This window comes from Laspinema olomoucense D3b (assembly GCF_025370785.1).
In the GTDB taxonomy this organism is placed as follows: domain Bacteria; phylum Cyanobacteriota; class Cyanobacteriia; order Cyanobacteriales; family Laspinemataceae; genus Laspinema; species Laspinema olomoucense.
This window is the reverse complement of the sequence record NZ_JAMXFA010000038.1, coordinates 1-21,719: the sequence shown is the minus strand read 5'-3', so window position 1 is coordinate 21,719 and position 21,719 is coordinate 1. Positions and strand designations below refer to the sequence as shown.

19 protein-coding genes are annotated in these 21,719 nt (G+C 48.9%); 11 read left to right on the top strand and 8 right to left on the bottom strand.

The window, feature by feature from the left end:
• The first annotated feature begins 171 nt into the window (after positions 1–171).
• The gene (locus NG792_RS22610) at positions 172–2,253 is read left to right on the top strand and encodes a cation:proton antiporter domain-containing protein (protein ID WP_435387605.1); all 2,082 of its coding nucleotides are present in this window, start codon (positions 172–174) and stop codon (positions 2,251–2,253) included.
• Between the two features lie 175 nt (positions 2,254–2,428).
• Here the strand turns inward: NG792_RS22610 and NG792_RS22605 are convergent, their stop codons facing one another.
• Positions 2,429–3,460 (bottom strand): AI-2E family transporter, encoded by a 1,032-nt coding sequence (locus tag NG792_RS22605; RefSeq protein ID WP_261198750.1) that lies wholly within the window; start codon positions 3,458–3,460, stop codon positions 2,429–2,431.
• A 176-nt stretch (positions 3,461–3,636) separates the two neighbouring features.
• On the opposite strand from NG792_RS22605, the gene bchD reads away from it, so the two are divergent.
• The 4 genes from bchD (at position 3,637) to NG792_RS22585 (ending at position 9,453) form a co-directional block, all read left to right on the top strand.
• Positions 3,637–5,682, top strand: coding sequence for a magnesium chelatase ATPase subunit D (gene bchD / locus NG792_RS22600; protein WP_261198749.1), 2,046 nt, complete (start codon positions 3,637–3,639; stop codon positions 5,680–5,682).
• Positions 5,683–6,189: 507 nt separating this feature from the next.
• Positions 6,190–7,233 (top strand): hypothetical protein, encoded by a 1,044-nt coding sequence (locus NG792_RS22595; protein WP_261198748.1) that lies wholly within the window; start codon positions 6,190–6,192, stop codon positions 7,231–7,233.
• A 245-nt stretch (positions 7,234–7,478) separates the two neighbouring features.
• Complete coding sequence (locus tag NG792_RS22590; RefSeq protein WP_261198747.1) at positions 7,479–8,177, top strand: aldehyde oxygenase (deformylating); 699 nt, start codon at positions 7,479–7,481, stop codon at positions 8,175–8,177.
• Positions 8,178–8,424: 247 nt separating this feature from the next.
• The gene (locus NG792_RS22585; RefSeq protein ID WP_261198746.1) at positions 8,425–9,453 is read left to right on the top strand and encodes a long-chain acyl-[acyl-carrier-protein] reductase; all 1,029 of its coding nucleotides are present in this window, start codon (positions 8,425–8,427) and stop codon (positions 9,451–9,453) included.
• A 100-nt stretch (positions 9,454–9,553) separates the two neighbouring features.
• Here NG792_RS22585 and NG792_RS22580 read toward each other — a convergent pair whose 3' ends face one another.
• On the bottom strand, positions 9,554–9,697 hold the full coding sequence (locus tag NG792_RS22580; RefSeq protein ID WP_261236879.1) for a hypothetical protein: 144 nt from the start codon (positions 9,695–9,697) through the stop codon (positions 9,554–9,556).
• A 56-nt stretch (positions 9,698–9,753) separates the two neighbouring features.
• Here NG792_RS22580 and accA point away from each other — a divergent pair, with 56 nt between their 5' ends.
• Both accA and folE read left to right on the top strand, forming a co-directional pair.
• Positions 9,754–10,734 carry an acetyl-CoA carboxylase carboxyl transferase subunit alpha gene (gene accA / locus NG792_RS22575; RefSeq protein WP_261198745.1) on the top strand — a complete coding sequence of 327 codons (981 nt, stop codon included), beginning with the start codon at positions 9,754–9,756 and terminating at the stop codon, positions 10,732–10,734.
• Between the two features lie 1,211 nt (positions 10,735–11,945).
• Positions 11,946–12,671, top strand: coding sequence for a GTP cyclohydrolase I FolE (folE, locus tag NG792_RS22570; protein WP_261236878.1), 726 nt, complete (start codon positions 11,946–11,948; stop codon positions 12,669–12,671).
• A 32-nt stretch (positions 12,672–12,703) separates the two neighbouring features.
• On the opposite strand, the gene NG792_RS22565 is transcribed toward folE, so the two are convergent.
• Positions 12,704–13,360, bottom strand: a complete 657-nt coding sequence (locus tag NG792_RS22565) for a phosphoribosylanthranilate isomerase (protein WP_261236877.1) — start codon at positions 13,358–13,360, stop codon at positions 12,704–12,706.
• Between the two features lie 144 nt (positions 13,361–13,504).
• Between NG792_RS22565 and psaK the strand changes: the two genes are divergently transcribed.
• Together psaK and NG792_RS22555 are read left to right on the top strand one after the other, a co-directional pair.
• Positions 13,505–13,780: a photosystem I reaction center subunit PsaK gene (gene psaK, locus NG792_RS22560; protein ID WP_261236876.1), complete on the top strand. Its 276-nt coding sequence runs from the start codon at positions 13,505–13,507 to the stop codon at positions 13,778–13,780.
• A gap of 721 nt (positions 13,781–14,501) precedes the next feature.
• Entirely contained in the window at positions 14,502–15,740 is a 1,239-nt protein-coding gene (locus NG792_RS22555) for a site-2 protease family protein (RefSeq protein ID WP_261236875.1), read from the top strand.
• Between the two features lie 67 nt (positions 15,741–15,807).
• Here NG792_RS22555 and NG792_RS22550 read toward each other — a convergent pair whose 3' ends face one another.
• Positions 15,808–16,620: a lipoate--protein ligase family protein gene (locus NG792_RS22550; protein WP_261236874.1), complete on the bottom strand. Its 813-nt coding sequence runs from the start codon at positions 16,618–16,620 to the stop codon at positions 15,808–15,810.
• A 267-nt stretch (positions 16,621–16,887) separates the two neighbouring features.
• On the opposite strand from NG792_RS22550, the gene NG792_RS22545 reads away from it, so the two are divergent.
• Both NG792_RS22545 and NG792_RS22540 read left to right on the top strand, forming a co-directional pair.
• On the top strand, positions 16,888–17,112 hold the full coding sequence (locus NG792_RS22545) for a DUF2281 domain-containing protein (protein ID WP_261236873.1): 225 nt from the start codon (positions 16,888–16,890) through the stop codon (positions 17,110–17,112).
• Positions 17,112–17,516: a type II toxin-antitoxin system VapC family toxin gene (locus NG792_RS22540; protein WP_261236872.1), complete on the top strand. Its 405-nt coding sequence runs from the start codon at positions 17,112–17,114 to the stop codon at positions 17,514–17,516. The genes NG792_RS22545 and NG792_RS22540 overlap by 1 nt, the downstream gene beginning before the upstream one ends.
• A 126-nt stretch (positions 17,517–17,642) precedes the next feature.
• Here the strand turns inward: NG792_RS22540 and NG792_RS22535 are convergent, their stop codons facing one another.
• The 4 genes from NG792_RS22535 to NG792_RS22520 form a co-directional block, all read right to left on the bottom strand.
• Positions 17,643–18,119 carry a YbjN domain-containing protein gene (locus NG792_RS22535; protein WP_261198735.1) on the bottom strand — a complete coding sequence of 159 codons (477 nt, stop codon included), beginning with the start codon at positions 18,117–18,119 and terminating at the stop codon, positions 17,643–17,645.
• A 266-nt stretch (positions 18,120–18,385) separates the two neighbouring features.
• A complete protein-coding gene (locus NG792_RS22530; protein ID WP_261236871.1) occupies positions 18,386–19,453 on the bottom strand; it encodes a class I SAM-dependent methyltransferase in 1,068 nt (355 codons plus the stop codon).
• A 159-nt stretch (positions 19,454–19,612) separates the two neighbouring features.
• Positions 19,613–21,034 (bottom strand): type I glutamate--ammonia ligase, encoded by a 1,422-nt coding sequence (gene glnA, locus NG792_RS22525; protein ID WP_261198733.1) that lies wholly within the window; start codon positions 21,032–21,034, stop codon positions 19,613–19,615.
• Between the two features lie 469 nt (positions 21,035–21,503).
• Positions 21,504–21,719, bottom strand: a 216-nt coding sequence (locus NG792_RS22520; protein WP_261236870.1) for a hypothetical protein, incomplete at its 5' end; no start/stop codon positions are given.

Genomic DNA, 21,719 nt, shown 5'->3' with positions numbered 1-21,719 from the left:
TAAGGCTCGCTATATCCTGCCGAATATTAGGGTAAATATATCCGTAGAAATAATCCCTGATTTTTACGGCAGACACCCTAAATTTTACAAAAGGGCAAAATCACAAAAAATCTGTTATAAACTGACGGATACAAAATTACCTCTTACCAATACCATTACAGGAGCTATTTTATGGCAAATCTTTGGCCGTTGATTGAAACACATGGGGGAGACATCACCCAGTTGTTGATGGGAACTCCCTTGGCTCAAGTTTTAAGCGGTCCAATTAAAGACCCCGTTGCTATTTTTTTGATTATCATGGCGATGATGCTCATCGCGCCTTTGGTTTTTGAACGATTAAAACTGCCGGGAATTGTGGGTCTAATTCTGGCTGGAGTCGTCATCGGACCCTACGGTTTAGGATTATTAGCCCGAGATGAAACAATTGTGCTGTTAGGCACAGTGGGATTGTTATTTTTAATGTTTATGGCGGGGTTAGAGACCAGTTTAGATGACCTAAAACTCAATGCAGATAAAGCCATTGTTTTTGGGTTGTTAACCTTCGCCATTCCGATGGGGTTGGGAACTGTGGCGATGTTGTTGTTGGGATATAGTTGGTTAGGCGCAATTCTGGTTGCCTCTTGCTTTGCCTCTCATACCCTACTGGCATTGCCGGTTTTGACCCGCCTGGGAATCATGCGAGCTCAAGCGGTGACGGCAACTTTGGGGGGAACCTTAATCACGAATGTCCTGGCGTTGTTAGTTTTAGCCGTAGTTGTCAAAGCTTATGGGGGTGAATTAACCCTACAATTTTGGCTCTTTCTTATCCCTGCTTTGGTAATTTATACCGTAGCTACCTTATGGGGAGTTCCCAAAATCGGGCGATGGTTTTTTCGGAAATTTGGCCATGATGAAGGAGCAGAATTTACCTTTGTTGTGGCCACTTTACTGGTGGTTTCTTATGTGGCTCAATTGATTGAAATCGAAGCAATTATTGGGGCATTTTTAGCGGGGGTAGCGATTACTCAACTGATTCCGGCTTTGAGCCCTTTAATGAATCGAATTCAGTTTATTGGAAATACGCTCTTTGTGCCATTTTTTCTCCTTTCCGTGGGGATGTTAATTGATCCAAAGATTCTCATTAGTGAACCGCGATCGCTCGTCGTGGCTGCAGTGATGATTGGGGCTGAATTTCTTTCTAAATATCTAGCCGCTTGGGGTTCAGGGAAGATATTTGGCTGGCCCTTCCCTAGTACGATGGTCACCTTTGGGTTGTCCGTTGCCCAAGCTGCTTCTACCTTAGCAGCGATTACCGTTGCTTATGAGATAGAGCTGGTGGATGAAGTCACCGTCAATGGCATTATTGCGATGATTCTGGTGAGTTGTATAGCCTCTCCCTGGATTACTGCCAAGTGGGGGAAAGGGGTGAAACCCGAGGAAAAAATAACCACCAGTGAAACCATAGGGTTGACTGCTCGCGTTTTAGTTCCCGTTGCTAACCCCAGTACAGAAGATAATTTATTGAATTTGGCGATTTTACTAGCCAAAAAATCTAAAGGAACTTTGCTTCCCTTGCACGTTCTTTCTGATAAAAATGTCAAAATCTCTTCGGATCAAAAAATTCAACAGAACCAGTTACTAGCCACAGCAGAGACCATTGCTCATGCGGCAACTGTAGCCGTGGAACCCATTGGTCGAATTGATGCAGAGATTGCCGGGGGCATCGTTCGTAGCGCGGCGGAACGCAATGCCACCTTAATTATTTGTGGGTGGAAAGGATTCTCTAGCTATCGGGAAAATTTCTTTGGCAACGTAATTGATCGGATTGTGCGACAATCGCCGGTGCCGGTTTTGATTACTCGATTTCCTCAGCCTATTGAGAATACGGCCCGCATCTTTGTTGCAGCAACAGAAGAGGAAACCACCTCTTGGGAATTTAAACAAACCCTAGAAATTGCCAACACGATCGCCACGGAACTCAAGGCCAACTTACAGTTATTATTGATTGTCACTGGGGGGTCTAAATCTAAAGAGAGTGAGTTTGACCTCAGCGCCTTTGGATTGATTGAAACGACTCCGGTTCAACGCTTACGGGGAAACTTTGTTAAAAAAGTCTCCAGAATGCTACAAACCGATGATTTGTTAGTTTTAACCTCCGGTTCCCATCAATATCAAGCGTTTGGATTATCTGGGGGATTAGTAGAACCAGAAGCGATCGTGCGTGCACATCCTGATGCAGCAACGATTGTGGCTCATTTTCCGCCCCAGAGTTAACCCCAACCAGCTTGATACGGGTTGCAGAATTTTAAAAAGCCGATTGGTGTTGGTCAGGGGGGTTGGGGGAGCGATCGCCCAATGAAAGCCAGAGGTTTGTTGTTGATCAGTCAGTCTGATCTCATACAAACTCTGTAGCCCTTTCCCCCTGGCGATCGCCCCCCTCCATTTCATATTAATAGGGGTGATTTTTCCATTTATCCATAATATCCTTAAAATATAACTCTTGAATCCAAATCTGAGCTACCACGGTCAGGGGGAGAGCTAACAATAATCCCAAAACCCCAAAAACACTAGCAAAGAAAATTTGGGCCACTAAAGTGACCGCCGGTAACAGAGATACTTGTTTTGCCATCACCGTTGGCGTTAACCAATAACTTTCAATCTGTTGAATTAGGATATACCAAATCAACACAGCCAAGGCTTTCCAAGGTGCATCTAATAACGCAATCATCAACGGAAACACAGCGCTTATGGTCGGACCAATATTAGGAATAAAATTAAATAATCCAGCCATTAACGCATGAACTAAAACCAAATCAACTTGTAATATCCAGAGTCCGATTCCACTCAAACTCCCAATAAAAATACAATTAATCGCAATTCCAGCAAACCAGTTCCCTAACCCAATTTCGCACTCGGCTAAAATCTCCTTGGCGCGGCGGCGATAAAAAGAGGGAAATAGCCGCACAAACGCCTCCTGATATTCCCGGGGATTGGCTAACAGCATCAAAGTCAGAACCAGGACAAACAGAAGCTGAAGGGCAATTCTAAAGGAATTAGAGAAAAAATCTAAAAAATTCGTCACCGATTGCAGAACGAACGGCTGCAATTGCACAATCAACTCAGCCAGACTCGGCGGTTGAGGTAACCAAAGGGGCAACCAAGTTTCCAGCGATCGCAGCCAAACCCGCAACGCTACAAACACTTGCGGCAATAGCTCAATCATCCGTTGGGATTGTTCCAGAAACTGAGGAACCACCAGCCAAATAAACAGCACATTGAACAAGACTGTCAGACACAGGGTGATGAGAATAGCAACCGTGCGGTTCAGAGGTAATCGCTTCTGGAACTGCTTGGCAATACTATTGAGAGCAGTGGCAAAAACGACTGCAACAAATAACAGTAACAACAATTGCCGAATTTCCCACAGAATATAAAGGGAAATCAGAATGGCAACAAACCCCAGCCATTGACCAAATTTCACAGGTGTTGCTCGTGGAGATAATAGACTTTCCTTTAGGAATATAGCCCATGACCTCTTCCAATTGGCGAGAGGAGCCTCTATTTCAGGGTAGGTGACTGCCCCTGCCCGGTAAAAAATCCCCGGACCCGCCCGCTTTTTTGATATTCTGAACCATTGGACTAGCAATTATTCAAACCATGCCCGCGCCCAGCACCTCTACCCTCACTGCATTTCCCCTGACGGCGGTTGTCGGTCAGGAGGCGATTAAACTCGCCCTACTGTTAACCGCAGTAGACCCCGGATTGGGAGGACTGGCGATCGCCGGTCGTCGGGGAACCGCCAAATCCGTGATGGCGCGTGCCATCCACGCCCTGTTGCCCCCCATTGAAGTCGTCAAAGACTCGATCGCCAACTGCAATCCCACCAATCCCGATGAATGGGACGACCTCACCCGAGACGCCTACCCCCACTCCGGGACCAACGGCACCACTGCAGACAGCGTTCCCACCCAAATCATTCCCGCCCCCTTCGTCCAAATCCCCCTCGGAGTCACCGAAGACCGTCTTTTAGGGTCCGTGGATGTGGAACAGTCGGTCAAGCAAGGGGACACCATATTTCAACCCGGTTTACTCGCCCAAGCCCATCGCGGAGTGCTCTATATCGATGAAATCAACCTCCTCGATGACCAAATTGCCAACCTGCTCTTAAGCGTCCTCACCGATGGACGCAACCAAATCGAACGGGAAGGGATTAGCTTCCAACATCCTTGCAAACCCCTGTTTATCGCCACCTATAACCCCGAGGAAGGGTCCCTGCGCGAACATCTGCTCGATCGCATTGCTATTACCCTCTCAGCAGATGGGGTCCTCGGCTTAGATCAGCGCGTGGAAGCAGTGGAACAAGCCTTATCTTACTCCGCCTCTCCCCAAGCGTTCTTACACCAATACACCGAAGACATCGACAACCTCAAAACCCAAATTCTCCTCGCCCGAGAATGGTTAAAGGATGTGGAAATTAACTCGGACCAAATTGCCTATCTCGTCAATGAAGCCCTTCGAGGCGGCGTTCAGGGTCATCGCGCCGAATTATTTGCCCTGCGCGTCGCCAAGGCATCAGCGGCCCTGGATGGGCGAACCACAGTGAATGCAGAGGACCTGCGTCGGGCGGTGGAATTGGTAATTGTCCCCCGTTCCACCATTGTCCAAACCCCACCAGACGAGCAACAACCGCCACCGCCACCGCCACCGCCGCCGCAAGACAACTCGGATCAGCAACAAGAGGAACCCGACGAGGAAGAACCGGAAGAACAAGAAGAACAGGAACAACCGGAACAGGAACAAAGTATTCCCGAGGAGTTTTTGTTCGATCCTGAAGGGGTGATCATGGACCCAAGTGTGCTGTATTTCGCACAAATGGCGAAGCGGCAAGGCAAAAGCGGCAGTCGCAGCATTATTTTTTCTGACGATCGCGGACGGTATATTAAGCCCATGTTACCCAAGGGCAAGGTACAGCGTGTGGCAGTCGATGCTACATTACGCGCTGCTGCACCCTATCAAAAAGCCCGTCGGGAAAGGCAACCAGACCGCAAGGTGATTGTAGAACAAGGAGACTTGCGCTCAAAGCGCTTGGCGAGAAAAGCCGGGTCTTTAATTATCTTTGTGGTGGATGCCTCGGGTTCGATGGCACTCAACCGGATGCAATCGGCCAAAGGTGCTGTCTTACAACTGCTGACCGAAGCGTATCAAAACCGGGACCAAATCGCTTTGATTCCGTTTCGGGGAGAGCAAGCGGATGTATTGTTACCTCCAACGCGATCGATTACTTCGGCCCGCAGACGGTTGGAACGGTTGCCCTGTGGCGGTGGATCTCCCTTAGCACATGGGTTAACCACCGCAGTGCGGGTGGGGTTAAATGCTCAACAATCCGGGGATATCGGTCAGGTGGCGATCGTTGCCATTACCGATGGACGGGGGAATGTTCCCTTATCTCGGTCTTTGGGTGAACCGCAAATCGAAGGTGAGAAACCGGATATTAAGGCTGAATTGCTGGAAATTGCCGGAAAAATTCGCGGGGTGGGTATGCAGTTGTTGATGATTGATACAGAGAATAAGTTCGTTTCCACCGGATTTGCCAAAGAGTTGGCCAAAGCGGCAGGGGGTCGATATTATAGTTTGCCCAAGGCCACAGACCGGGCGATCGCTGATATGGCCAGAGGTGCGTTAGCAGAAATGAAATCGCGCTAGGACTCCCGGAGATTAAGTCAAATAGTCCAGAAACCGGGTTTCTATCCAACTTTGTGGCATTCTTGGCCGAGATTTTGTCCAAAAACCCGGTTTTTAACCTTGACAGGACTGATGACCTTGAACCGCCAAAGGATTCTCGCTCACTCTATCAAAAACACCGGGATAGTCTTGAGTTTCAAGTCCCAACTGACTTCTATGCCCCTTCTTAAACGTTGGTCATACCAAATCCGGGTATCAAAAGTCCGTTTTTTCTATTAAAGAACTCCAAAAAATAAAATCTCCAAAAACCCCGCAGGCTGAAGCCTGCGGGTTTTTATAGCCCTTGGAATGCCGGATTCCGTATCCGTCAATTAGGGACAGAGGGTGGCGATCGCCCCTGGGACCCGGAACTCAGCGGGGCCTCAACTGAAGGTCCCACAGGGGTTTCTTCCGCCAGAACAATGCATGGAGTAGAGCCAACTCATGCCATAATAAGTCGGCTGTCGCCCAACAAAATTGCTGCTGTCAATGGCTGAACGACCCCAATCCCCGGAAGAACTTGCTGCGGTTTTAGAAAACATCACGGACCTGAATTTTAACCTTCCGGACCCGGAAGATGAAGACATTTCAGAGCCTGATTTCGAGCATCAGGTAGATAATGCCTGGAAAGTTTGCGACCATTTTGATTTGCAAACCGATATTTGGCGTGGACGGATCCTGAGTGCCGTGCGCGATCGCGAGAAAATTGGCGGAGAAGGACGCGGCAGAGGGTTTCTCAACTGGCTCAAGGACCGGGAAATCAGCAAAAGTCAAGCTTATTCCCTCATTGAACTAGCAAATAGTGCCGATACCCTCTTAAGACAAGGGGATTTAGACCCGGATACCATTAATAAATTTAGCAAACGGGCTTTTGTGGAAACGGCTAAATCTGCTCCCGAGGTGCAGCAGATGGTCACCCAAGCGGCCCGAGATGGCGATCGCATCACCCGCAGGGAAGTGCGCCAACTTTCGGACGAATGGACTGCCATGACGTCGGAATTGCTGCCGGAAGAGGTGAAAGAAAAGGCTACTGCCGGTTCCCTGCCGCCGCGTTATCTCGCACCGTTGGTCCGAGAAATGGAGAAACTCCCCCCCTCCCACCAGGTTTCGATTCGGGAGGAAGCAGCCATCAATCCGGATGTGGATACCGTCAAGCAACTGACCTCCGATGCGCGGAGTTTGTCAAAATATTTAGATGCAGCGGCGCAGGTTCAGGCGATCGCCGCCAGTTCCATCGATGTAGAAATGGCTTTAGAAGAAGCACTGCGCATGGGTTGTCTGAACACCGCAGCAGATTTGGTCAAACAAGCCTCGCAAATTGAGCAAACCGTTGCCAAACTTTATACCACTTGGCGGCGTTTGGGGAGTCTGACCGATCGCCTCTATGTGGATACAGGTGCAAGTACCCCCCATTTGCGAATGCTGTTGACTTGTTTAGACCGATTAGCGGGTCAAGTCATTGAGGTTCCCCTGGGAGATGAGGGCGATCGCACCATTCGCTTACAAATTCTGAGTGATTCTCAGCCGCAGTAGGCGCAACCGTGGCGATCGCCCCTTCAGCAGCATCCCCTCAGTTTTGTAGCCCTTGGGGCTAGATCCCCAGCAGCGTCTGTCTTCGTTGGCGATTCCCTGAAAAAATGGTAAAGTTATATGACGAACGGTAAAGTAAAATAAAAGACCTTTAAATGGTGTTAACCCGTCTATTCTTTACCTTAACTCAAATAATAAGGTCAGTTCTAAGATCGTCAGCAACCATATCATCAGGAGAAAACAGAGCTATGCCCCAGCTTGAGGCCACCAGCGCAACCCTTGACTTCCAAAGCCCCACCTATAAAGACGCTTACAGCCGAATTAATGCGATCGTCATAGAAGGCGAACAGGAAGCCAATGATAACTACATTAAACTGGCTGAAATGCTGCCGGATTGTAAAGACGAATTGCTCGGCTTGGCCAAAATGGAGCTCCGTCACAAGAAAGGGTTCCAAGCCTGTGGGCGGAATTTAGAGGTAGAGCCTGACATGGAATTTGCCCGAGAATTTTTTTCCGGGTTGCACCAAAATTTCCAAACCGCAGCAGCAGAAGGTAAGGTGGTTACCTGTTTGTTGATTCAAGCCTTGATTATCGAAAGCTTTGCCATCTCTGCCTATAACATCTATATCCCCGTAGCGGACCCCTTTGCACGGAAAATTACCGAAGGCGTCGTCAAAGACGAATACAGCCACCTCAACTTTGGGGAAAAATGGCTGCAAGCCCATTTTGAGGAGTCCAAAACTGAACTGGAGCAAGCCAACCGCCAGAACCTCCCCATCGTTTGGAAAATGCTCAATCAGGTAGCCGATGATGCTAAGGTCCTGGAAATGGAAAAAGAAGCCCTCGTGGAAGACTTTATGATTGCTTACGGTGAAGCCCTCAGCACGATTGGATTTACCACTCGCGATATCATGCGGATGTCCGCTTATGGACTAGCCGGAGCCTAAATTTAACCCTTCAACCCACTGGCGATCGCCCTCGAATCTGTAAGTTTTTGCGGCAATTGAGGGCGATCGCTATTTTTTGCGCGCAACCCGGTACAACTGTCTCCTTTGGGGGACTGAATCAACCCCAGGGAATCAACTTCCGTCGGGGACTCCCGTACAGTCTTGGTGTACTATTTAAAGATATTCTTAATGAATCTTTTCCTTTAACCCTACTGCGCCTGATTCAAAGGCTACCCTAAAACGCTTAATGTTTGGTCTCATCGGTCACCTTACCAGTTTGGCTCACGCCCAGTCTGTTGCTAGAGATCTGGGTTACCCGGAATATGCCGATCAAGGGTTGGATTTTTGGTGTTCCGCCCCACCGCAGATAGTCGATAACATCACTGTTACCAGTGCCACCGGCCAGACTATTGAAGGACGGTATGTGGAATCCTGCTTTCTGCCAGAGATGCTCGCCTCCCGGCGGATCAAGGCGGCAACGCGGAAAATCCTGAACGCGATGGCTCACGCCCAAAAACATGGCATTAACATCACGGCACTTGGGGGTTTTTCCTCAATTATCTTTGAAAACTTTAACTTGCAGCAATTTGAGCAAGTTCGCAATATCAAGCTAGAGTTTGAACGCTTTACCACAGGAAACACCCACACCGCCTATATTATCTGTCAGCAGGTAGAACAGGCATCAAAACAGCTTGGCATCAACTTGTCAAAAGCAACAGTGGCAGTCTGTGGAGCCACGGGGGATATCGGGAGTGCCGTCTGTCGCTGGTTGAACAGTCGAACGGATGTTGCAGAACTCCTGCTCATCGCCCGCGATCGCGAACGCTTGCGGCTATTGCAAGAAGATTTAGGACGCGGCAAAATTATGGCTTTGGAAGAAGCACTCCCCCAAGCCGATATTGTCGTCTGGGTGGCAAGTATGCCCAAAGGGGTCGAAATTGATGCCAATTCCTTAAAGCATCCTTGTTTGCTCATTGATGGCGGGTATCCGAAAAACCTGGAAACTCAGTTTCAACACCCGGAGGTTTCTGTCCTCAAAGGCGGGATTGTCGAACATACCCTCGACATTGATTGGCGAATTATGCAAATCGTCAGTATGGATGTCCCCGCACGTCAGCTTTTTGCTTGCTTTGCCGAGTCTATGCTCCTGGAATTTGAAAAAATCTATACGAATTTCTCCTGGGGACGCAATCAAATTTCGGTGCAGAAAATGGCAATGATCGGCGAATGGTCGATTAAGCATGGCTTTCAACCCCTGCTGCTTCAGCCTCGCTAGTTTCTAGGATGGGAATGGGGAGGATGGGAATGGGGAGGATAGGGGAGATAGGGGGGATGGGGAGGATGGGGGAGATAGGGAGGATGTTCAACGTCACGACTTAAGTCGTTTCCCTCTCCCCCATCTCCCTCACCTCCCGTCTATCCCTCACCTCCCCATCCTCCCCTATCTCCCCCATCACCTCCCCTATCTCCCCTATCTCCCCTATCTCCCCCATCCCCCCCACCTCCCCCACCTCCCCCATCCCCCCCACCTCCCCATCTCCCCCATCTCCCCCACCTCTCTAACTCTTCACCTGTTATGGCAACTCCCGAACGCAGAACTTTCCTTTTAGATTTTGAAAAGCCCCTAGCCGAACTGGAAGGGCGTATTCAACAAATCCGAGAACTCGCCGAAGAAAATGGGGTGGATGTCTCGGAGGAAATCCGCCAGTTGGAGGCGCGCGCTAACCAACTGCGACAGGAAATTTTTTCCACGTTAACGCCGTATCAGCGGTTGCAGTTAGCCCGTCATCCCCGTAGGCCCAGTACGTTAGATTACATTCAAGCAATTACCGATGAATGGATGGAACTTCACGGCGATCGCGGGGGGTATGATGACCCAGCCTTAGTGGGGGGAATGGCCCGCATTGGCGGCATCCCCGTCGTAATTCTGGGTCATCAGAAAGGCCGGGATACCAAAGATAACGTGACGCGCAATTTTGGGATGGCTTCCCCTGGGGGTTATCGCAAGGCGATGCGGTTGATGGATCATGCTAACCGCTTCGGTATGCCAATTTTTACCTTTATTGATACCCCGGGCGCTTGGGCGGGGGTAGAGGCAGAACATCAAGGTCAGGGAGAGGCGATCGCCTACAATCTGCGTGAAATGTTCCGTCTGGATGTGCCCATTATTTCTACCGTGATTGGAGAAGGGGGTTCCGGTGGCGCGTTGGGGATTGGGGTGGGCGATCGCCTCTTGATGTTTGAACACGCGGTTTACACCGTCGCCACTCCCGAAGCCTGTGCAGCAATTCTCTGGAAAGATGCCTCCAAGGCCCCCCGGGCCGCTGAAGCCCTGAAAATTACCTCCTGGGATTTAAAAAACCTGGGGATTCTCGATGAAATCCTACCCGAACCTTTGGGGGGCGCTCATTCCAATCCCCTGAAGGCCGCAGAAAGTCTCAAGGAAGCGTTATTAAGCAATTTAGATGCACTGTCCACTTTGACCAGTCAGCAACGCAGAGAACTGCGCTATCAGAAGTTTCGCCGGATCGGGGTCTTTGCCGAAGTGCCTGCCTAAGTTAACTCTATTTTGGACTGGGAGATTGAGGCGATTGACGATTCGTTTTTCTAAGCCGGATCAATCAGTTCACTCTATATTGCTCAAAAAAATCGCACTATAGAACTCAGGCAATGGACTAGGGACTAGGGTCAATCCTTGTCCCTGGTTCATTTTTCAGTTACCCTGACTCCACCCATGAACCGGCGCGATCGCCCCTACATTACGGGTTGCTAATTCTGAATTTCCACTGGAAAAGAATTGGGGCGTGATCAACAAACCATCCCGTTGGATGATATACTTTACATCACTAACAAAAGTTTACGTTTAGTTAGTTTTCTGAGTCAAATTATCTTGGACGATGATTCCTTACTCACTGGGTAGAGTACCCGGGCGGATTTCTCAAACTTTAACCTCGGCTAACCCAGGAGTAATCAGGGTGACTCTTAACCGCATCAGTGCATCCCCAGATGCCAGATGACGGACTCACCGCTTCCCTCTACTTCTACCTGGGCAAACCACGCCCTTAACTTTCCCTCTAAACTCAGGGGAAATTCCATCTATAAATCCCGCCAAGCTATAGGGGAAAATACCACGTTCGGGCAATCCCGACGTTCCTGCCATTGCTTAGGCAAGTTTTCAGCAAGAAATGTAGATCAACCCTGGGGTTGGTTCTCTATCCATAATGAAATTAAGTCACCAAATTTCAGCCTGTTTCTTTGCTAACCTTCACTCTTTTTGCTCCCCTTGAGCTATCTGATTTATCACTATCCCAGGACGATTGGCTATTCCGGCAACCTAGGGAGTCACGAAAACCGCGACTCAACCGGCTGCGATCGTCTCGACATCAAGCCAGGGATTGAAATTCAAAGATTAATCCGATACAGCGATCGCCAACGGCGATCAAAATTCCCTCGCTCAGATTCTGTCTTGGAAAGAAAAAATGCGCCTATCGGTTTTTTCTAGGGGAAAGAACTAATCCAGCAAAGAGGATCAAGCCATTTCCTGAGAAATCTCAGACCCTAGGTCCTTCCTCATCGAGGTTGATTTCTTAGAGATGACACCGGCACTTTTGGGACTGATTTTCACGCTTGATCAACGCCGCGAGATACAGCCTCCGCCAACAGTTTAACTGTTTGTGGTGCTATGTCCGACGACCTCAATAGTGTAAATGAGTGTAAATGTCTGGACTTGAAGTATCTGTAAACCTCTCTCACTCTCATACATCTTTTATGACTATTGCTGCTTCCCACGGATCCCAATCACCCGACACCGGAAATGGTATGAAATCCGCCCAAACCTCAGACAAAACCCCCCACATCCAGACGCGGCCTGATCGCAATACCTTAAATGGTGCTCAAGCCAACATCCATCAACCCGCAGCAGAAAGCGCCGATCGGATGAAAGATGCGTTCCGCGAAGTGCTCCTGGGGGTTGGCGAAGATCCAGAACGGGAAGGGTTGCTCAAGACCCCCAAACGGGCGGCAGATGCCATGCGTTTTCTGACGAGTGGTTACAATCAATCGTTAGAAGAGTTGTTGAATGGAGCCATCTTTGACGAAGGGCATAACGAGATGGTACTCGTGCGAGACATTAATTTCTTCAGCCTCTGCGAACACCATATGCTCCCGTTTATGGGCCGCGCCCATGTTGCCTACATCCCTAATCAAAAAGTTGTGGGATTGAGCAAACTCGCCCGCATTGTCGAGATGTACAGCCGCCGACTCCAGGTGCAAGAGCGCCTCACCCGCCAGGTTGCCGAAGCCATTCAAACCATTTTAGAGCCGAAAGGGGTGGCAGTAGTCATGGAAGCGACTCATATGTGTATGGTCATGCGGGGTGTCCAAAAACCAGGTTCCTGGACTGTAACGAGTGCGATGGTGGGTCAATTCCAGGAAGAGCAAAAGACTCGGGAAGAGTTTCTCAACCTGATTCGTCATCAACCCTCTTTCTTTTAAAAAAAGGATTATACCGGGTGAAGGATGAGTTGTCAAGCGGATTGGGGTAGGTAACTGCCGGTCAATTGGAGCTTGAAGAACAATTCCGCCACTTTGGCAAGGTCTTTGTCCCCCGGCGATCGCTCTACTCCACTGGAGAGGTCGATACCGGGGGGTTTGACTTGGGCGATCGCCCCTTGGATATTCTCCGGGGTCAGTCCCCCAGCCAACAGCCACGGGCAACCGGGGTTAAACTGTTTCAACAGATTCCAGTCCAAGGTTTGCCCGGTTCCCCCCAAAAGTCCGGGATGGTAGGCATCCAGCAGCAATGTATCCACAACGGGGAGATAATCTCTGGCTTTACTTAAGTCCGTTGCAGCTTTGACGCGGATGGCTTTGAGGATTTCCACTTCGGGTAACGCTTGCCGCAGGCGATCGCAAAATTCCAGGGATTCGCCGCCATGCAGTTGCACCCCGGTTAATCTTCCTACTTCAACGGTTTGACAAATTATCTCAATTGTGGTGTTAGCAAATACACCAATGCGATCGACCGGCATAGCCTCAAGAGCCTGAACCACCCGCAGAATCTGTAAATCGGTGACATAGCGAGGGGAAGTCGGCACACAGATAAAACCCAGCGCCGTAGCTCCCAAATCGGCGATCGCCGCTCCCTGCTCGGGTTTCGTAATTCCGCAAATTTTAACGCGCATCCCAGATTCTTCTCCTGCAAATTATTACAATTTGTTTCAAAAGTGTAAGCTTTTGTAAAGGATTAATACAAAATTTTCTTTTTTGCCGATAAATTCTTATAATTCCAGTCATTGAAGTCATTTATCCACAAAGGAGATACAAACTTGCTTTACACAACCTTACTCGCAGTTGGCACGAACGCATCAACCACCTCAAACTGGTCTCCATCGGTTGGACTGGTGATGATCCTGGCTAATCTATTTGCCATCATCATTGGCTACCGAGCCATCCAGAATCCAGGCAAAGGGCCAGGTTTGCCCGTGGGAACTCCTCCCCTCCTCAAGAAATTTGGTTTTCCTGAACTGCTGGCTACCCTCAGTTTCGGTCACATTATAGGGACCGGATTAATCTTAGGGTTAAGCAATGCCGGAGTTCTGTAGGGAACATTGATGCGTAAAACTGGGATGACTCAGTGCAGCCCAGAAGTGCCTCAAATTCAGAGAGGGCCCCAGTGTGAACCAGGCGATCGCCTGATTGGCACTGGGGCAATCCGCATCCTTTTGATCTAAACCTGTACCCAGTCCTAGGGCGTCCTTCTTGTTTTTCGGATACAGATTGAGGCGATCGCACCGACAGAAGTTCAGTATTTATAGCGCCTCCTGTAGGAATTGGACAATTCTAATTCGGCAAAGGAGGGGGAGCAGCCTGTGCCCCGTACTCCGATAAGAGAGCAATATGCTCCCCCGGATGAATTTTATGGCCATCATGATTTAGACAAACCTATAGCAAGCTTCATCGAATACAACTGAAAAGTGGTTAGGGGAACCCCAGGGTTCCATTCCTCTGCAATCCACCGCCCTAACATCCCTGGAACTCCAGGAAATAACTACTCTGGGATTGCTTCTGCTTTCCTTAAAAAAAATTATCGTTCATCTCCCTAAAAACTGACCTATACTTTTCCAAAAAATTAGAAAAGAATCGCGCCCTAGATTTTTTCCCAGCTTCTCCCCTGCAACCGCTCCACAGTAACCCCGTCCTCCCCGTCAGTTGCGCCCTGAAAATTAGTAGAATAGAAGAAAGCTGGATGGAATTCTCCGATTAGCTCGATCGCGATGTGCCCGAGCAAGGCAAACCACATCACTAAAAATTAAGGAAAATTTTATGCAACCGGGTTGGCGAGTTGGGATGGTATTTGGCATTCCGCTTTATATAGATTATTCATGGTTGATTATCCTCTCTTTAGTCACGGTATTAAATGCGGGGCAGTATTCAGAACAACAACAATGGGAGCCAGCGATCGCCTGGATAACCGGGTTAGGATTAGCCCTTTTATTGTTTGCTTCTGTATTACTCCATGAACTGGGTCACAGTTTAGTGGCTCAATCTCAAGGAATCAAGGTCAACTCGATTACCCTGTTTATTTTTGGCGGTGTAGCTGCCATCGAACAGGAATCCAAGACTCCAGAAGAAGCCTTTCAAGTGGCGATCGCCGGACCTGCCGTGAGTTTTACCTTATTTGCCCTCCTCGGAGTCATTGCCGGACTCGTACCCGGGACCTCACCCGTTGCCGTCGTCGCCCGGGATTTATCCGGCATTAACCTCCTGTTGGCATTATTTAACCTGCTTCCCGGACTCCCCCTTGATGGTGGGCAAATTTTAAAAGCGATCATCTGGAAAATCAGTGGGAACCGCTTTCAAGCTGTACATTGGGCAGCCCAGGCGGGAAAAACCCTCGGTTTTACGGCGATCGCCCTGGGACTGTCCATCTTGTTACTCGCCAATGGCTTAGGGGGCATTTGGATGGCCTTACTGGGCTGGTTTGCCGTCCGCAACGCCAACGCCTACGATCGCCTCGCTACCTTACAACAGGCTCTACTCCAACTCCAAGCTCAAGATGCCATGAGTCGTCACTTCCGGGTCGTTGATGCCAAAATGACCTTAAATGAATTTGCCGCAGACTACCTGCAAACAGAGCAGCGTTACGCCGCCTATTTTGCCGCCTCTGATGGCCGTTATCGAGGCATGATTTCCCTAGAAGATTTACGCTCAATCGAACGGAGTCAGTGGCAAACTCAAACCTTGTTAGAAATTGTACATCCCCTGTCTGAGATTATTACCGTTCAGGAAAATAGCACCTTGGTCGAGGTCATTAATCGGATGGAAATTGACAATTTACCGTATATTACCGTGCTTTCCCCAGCCGGTGCCGTCTCCGGAATTATCGATCGCGGCGATATTGTAGCAACCGTGGGGAAAAAATTGAATCTGCCAATCCAGCGCGAACAAATTCAGCAGATTAAAGAAGAGGGAAGTTATCCCGCAGGATTTGGGATTGCTGCGATCGCCAAAGCAACCGCCAACTCCTTTACAGAAAAAGAGGTACGCCATCTCAAAAAGTGAGCCACTCCACTATTCAAACTTAAGACTTAACTCATTCATCCGATGTTTGTAGTCACGAATTTAGTCGTTAACCCCCCTCATAACCCTCCTTTAATTCTTCCCCACAGACCGGATTAGAGTGTTTCAAGCAGTTGATTTCCTCCCATTCACCTTCAGAAAGAGGTTGAACAATCAACTGCACCCCGAAACAACTGGCAGCAGATTCCACCAAAGAGGCGATCGCCCGTTCCCGGAGCACCTCCAACGGCAAAGACAGAACCGGCAACCCCGAATGTAACCGTCCTTCCGTCCCAAAAACCTCAGCAAACATCTCCGGCGAGGGATTTAACTGCATCGAACCCTGCTGCAAAACCGCCCCATTACGCCGGAGTTGAGCACTGCCAATAAACTTCTCCCCCGAAGGCAACACCAAATCCGCACCCGTTGCCGTCGCAAAACAATTCGCCGTTTGACGGTATCCCCGTCCCGCCCGACCATACTGTAACTGCACCCCCAAACTGCGCCAACCCGCGATTAAAAACTCACAAATCGCCTCATATCCCGGCACAGGAGAGCGTTTCGAGCCTGTTACTCCCCCGGCATCCGGATCCGACATCACCACCATATAAGTCAAATCCCCTTGATGCAGCACCGCCCGACCCCCAGTCGGACGCCGGACCAACTCAATCGGCATTCCCTGCCACATTAAATTCTCCCACCGTTGGGGCCAGCGTCGTTGATGGTAACCCAGAGAAATCGCCACAGGGTCCCAGGTATAAAATCGCAACACCGGGGGATAATTTCCCGAAACATACTGATCTAGTAACCATAAATCGATTGCCATCTGCATGGAACCGCTCACCTGAATCGGTGGAATCAACCGCCAAAGGGGACTGTGCATTAGTAAAGAGTGAAGGGTGCAAAGATAGGGTAGGAGCCTACAGACAAAGGGGAGAGTTCCGGCTCATGATCGTTGGGACAACATGGACATCTTACCTCCCTTTATCCAACTCCTTCCAGAGTGAAGGTTAACGGCTTATTGTTGTTGAAGCGAACAACTCCCCGAAACCCCTTGAATGGGTAGTGGAACAGAGGAAGGAACATTTGTTACACTAATTTAAGCAAAGAGTCAAAATTATCCGATCAGGATTGAGGAGCAACTGAACCCATGAACTTAGAACAGGCCGTTTTAGAAAAGTTTCGGACATTAACCCCTGACAAGCAGCAAGAAGTATTAGATTTTGCCGAATTTCTTCATCAAAAGAACCCGCCTAAACAACCGTTAAAGAGCGTTAAAGGATTGTGGGCTGATTTAAAAGTTGATATTACCGAAGAAGACATTGCCCAAGCCCGAAAAGAAATGTGGGGAAATTTTCCAAGAGAGGATATTTAATGACAGCCGTTGTAGCCGACACTCATACAATTATCTGGTATTTGCGTGAAAATGCTCTATTATCCCCATCAGCCATAAATGCTTTGGATAAGGCATTAGGCGAAGGGTATCCAATTTATGTGTCTGCAATTTCTGTGGTAGAAGTAAGCTATCTAGTAGAAAGGTATCGCTTACCCGAGGAGGCATTTGGGCAATTGATTAATGCTCTATCCGATCCGGGAACAGGTTTAGCCGTAGCTTCTCTGGATTTAATCACGGCACGAACTTTAAGACAGATTTCCCGAGATGTCGTGCCAGATATGCCAGACCGGATTATTGCGGCCACTGCTTTATCTTTAAATCTTCCCTTAATCACCCGTGACCGGAAAATTCAGGCATTAAGGACGATTCAGACGATTTGGTAATTCATACAAGGGAGGGTCAGGGGTCTTATGTCATTGGTCATTTGTCCTTTGGATTTTGGAAGACTCTGGACAAACAAACCACAAACGACAAATGACCAATGACATAAGACCTTCCTCCTTCTTCACCTATTGTCCGTGTTCCGCCAGCAGTTTTTCATCATTTTCATCAGCGATCGCCGCTACGATGGTGACACACCGCGAAATTTCGCTGGGATTGAGATCCATGACGGTGCGGCTACAGAGGACCGTGACTCGTTCGTCCACAATGCCAAAGTGGGCTTCATAAGTGGTCAACCAGTTCATTTCCAATAACTTCCGCATTAACTCCGGTTCGTTCTTCGCGGGAAGTTGGAGGACGAAGGACCAAACCGTTAAGGTATCCTCATCACTGGTTCCAGTCAGTTGTACGAACACTTCAACGCTGCCGTATTTGAATTTCCAAAGATGACCCGATTCGTTGAGTGCGAACATCACCTTTTGGTCCTGAGCCAAACTGCCAATGACGGTTTCAAGTTCCTCTACGAGGGTAGTCTCTAAAGACTCCTCTAATAACTCTTCCGTGGAAGGGATCGGAGTGCATTGGGTTTCTAAGTCGGTTGTCATTATCAGGTTCCTACTGGTGCATCGTTTGGGTTTTTCTTAAACCTTGTATAGCGTATCCATGCCGTTTCTGTCTACTCTCGAAGGATTGATATATTACGGTTGCCTGGATAATTCTCATAACGCCAGTTGAGCCGCTACCCCTTCAAAATAGAAGCATCAAAAATGCTGGCTTCTATATTTTCAAGGATGAGTTAGGGTTGCCAGGGATTGAAACGGGGCGATCGCCTCCTCTACAGAACGCGATCGCCCCGTTAAAGTCGCCCCATCTATTCACTCAAGTGAGGCTTCCGGGCGGTCCAATATTTACTCATGAAATGGGTTTCGGTTTGAATATCTGTGAACCCGGCTGTTTCTAACCGATGGACTAAATCATCCTGGATATAATGCCGGTAATAGGGTTCATGAAAAATCTGAGGAAAGTTCTCCATAACCTCCTTCAATTCAGGAGAATCACTCACTTGAATTGAATCACAAAGGGTTAAACTCCCCCCCGGTTGCAGCACGCGAAAACATTCATTAATCACAGTTTGTCGAGTGTTAGCCGGAAGTTCATGAAACAGGAAAACGCTCGTCACCCCATGAAAATAATTATCCCGATAGGGCATTTCTTCTGCATTCGCCTGAGAGAGTTGAGGTAATTCCCCTGGAATTTGCGACAGGATTTCATTAGCTTTTCGCAAATAAGCCGGGGATAAATCAATGCCAAAAAGCGAGGCTTTCGGGAGCATTCCTCGGAGGAATTTCAGGGTGCGCCCAGTGCCACAGGCCACATCTAAAATGCGGACTTGATTTTGAGGAAGGCCACTCCAACTGTTCAGCGATCGCTTTAAGGGTGCTAAAATTCGGCGACGCATGGCATCGGCAGATCCATTAAATAATAGTTCTACCTGTAAATCATATAAGTTCGCAGAATTTTCACTTAAATACCCATCGGTTTGGTGATGGAAGTTTTGCAGGTAGTAGGCAGGATAGCTGGTGGTATCGATATCCGAGGCAAATTCCTGATGCTTGTGTTGTTGCGATCGCATCCAGACCTGGGGCATATCCAAACACAGTAACGGATAGTGCCGCAAAAAATCTTCCCAGGGATGATCAAAAAGCAGATCCGTCGGATAGACACCGGATTCTGCATCCTTCCAGTCCGTTTCAATCAGGCGATCGAGTCGTTCCCGAATCAGCATTAAAAGCTTGGGAGAGATAGGATTCGTCTTAGATTCGCGGGTAGGTGCAAAGGTTTTAAGTAACTGGGTGCTGATGGATTTATGAGCCAGACTAAAATAGGTTTTGCTGTTTTGAACCGTTTTGTAGGCTACTTTAGTGAGATGATCCGTCATGGTAGGGCTAAATCAATGCGATCGATGATGTTGTTATATAAATAATTGTAACGAAAACCTCAGTTAACCCGCTTGTTTTCAGTGAATTCACGAAAAAGGGCCACCCGCTTAGGATGGCCCCTAGTTAATTAATTCCTAAAGGGTATCTGACCCAAGGGATTAACAATCGTAGTAGAGCGCAAACTCATAAGGGTGAGGACGCAGACGCATCGGGTTCACTTCATTGTCAAGTTTGTACTCAATCCAGCTAGTGATGAAATCTTCCGTAAACACACCGCCAGCCGTCAGGAACTCGTGATCCGCTTCCAAAGCCTTCAGTGCATCCAACAGAGACCCTGGAGTAGAGGGGACCTTCGCCAACTCTTCAGGACTGAGGTCATAGATATCCACATCTAAAGGATCACCGGGATCAATTTGATTCTTAATCCCATCAATGCCAGCGCAGAGCATCGCCGCAAATGCCAAATAAGGATTACAGGTGGCATCGGGACAACGGAACTCCATGCGTTTCGCCTTCGGATTCGGTCCAGAAAGGGGAATCCGGATGGAGGCAGAACGGTTACCTTGGGAATAAGCCAAGTTCACCGGGGCTTCAAAACCAGGAACCAACCGCTTATAAGAGTTAGTGGTGGGGTTCGTAATGGCTAACAAAGCCGGTGCGTGCTTGAGCAAACCGCCAATGTAATGCAGTGCACTCTTGCTCAAATTCGCATACTCATTCCCAGCGAAAGTGGGTTGACCATTTTGCCAGATGGACTGGTGGGTGTGCATCCCCGAGCCATTATCGTTAAACAAAGGCTTCGGCATGAACGTAACGGTCTTGCCATATTTCTTGGCAACGTTTTTGATGACATACTTGTAGGTCATCAAATAGTCAGCCGCTTGGACTAAGGGAGCAAAGCGAATCCCCAGTTCATTTTGTCCACCCGTGGCGACTTCATGGTGATGCTTTTCAATGGGAACACCGCAATCCGCCATCGTCAGCAGCATTTCGGTCCGCATATCTTGGAGAGTATCCGTTGGTGCAACGGGGAAATACCCTTCCTTGTAACGGGGTTTATAGCCGAGGTTGCCACCGGGTTCTTGCTTACCAGAGTTCCAGCGTCCTTCGACGGAATCGACGTAGTAATAGCCAGTGTTTTCAGTTTGATCGAAGCGCACATCATCAAACACGAAGAATTCAGCTTCAGGGCCGATAAAGGCCATATCGCCCAACCCGGTGGCAATCAGATAGTCCAAGGATTTTTGAGCGATGGTGCGGGGGTCGCGGCTGTACCATTCGCCGGTGCGGGGTTCCTTGATGCTGCAAATCATGCTGAGAGTTTTCTCAGCCATGAAGGGGTCGATCCAGGCCGTTGTGGGGTCGGGGACCATCGACATATCTGATTCATTGATGGCTTTCCAACCCCGGATGCTGGAACCATCGAAAGCGACGCCTTCATCGAAAGCACTTTCGTCAATCAGATCGCGATAGAACGAGCAGTGCTGCCAGATTCCTGGCGTATCGATGAACTTGAGATCGATGATCTTGATGTCTTGCTCGCGGATATAATTTAAAACTTCTTGTGGAGTCTGGAACATTAATATCTCCTCTGTTCTAGGTTAGTGTCAATCGACGTCAGGGAACGAGCGTGCTTACAAGGGGCAGGAGGTCAAAGCGGTTTGGGTACGAACCTAGATCTAGCCGGATCTCTTTCCGGGTTAGGTTTGGGAAGAGAGGCATTCGTCTGCGCCCGCGAACTTCAAGGATTCAGATCAATCGGTCTATTTCGATGGCGAAGTCGGTGCCGATCGCCATGAACAATGCAGGGTCAATGATTATTCCCCTCTGTTGCTTGAGTTGGTAGCGCATCCCTCTGTTGCTTTATGGCGTTGGCGATCGCAACAGCTTGTGCATCAGCACGTCAGCCGGTGCACAGCACCATCGCTCGTCAGGCTCCAAGATTCAGTTGCGTTATCCCTGAATCATCCTAGGGATTGACTTGGGGAAATTTTGTATCAATTGATACAAAATTTGTTTCCTGAGTCTTCGCTACAGCTCTGGTTGGATTTAATCACAATTTTGAGTGACTGCGAATAGAGAAAATATTAAGGATTTCAGGGGTAGACTGCCATCCTCCCCATCCTCCCCATCCTCCCCATCCTCCCCATCTCCCCCATCCTCCCCATCTCCCCCATCCTCCCCATCGCCCCCATCCTCCCCATCCTCCCCATCCTCCCCATCCTCCCCATCCTCCCCATCCTCCCCATCCTCCCCATCCTCCCC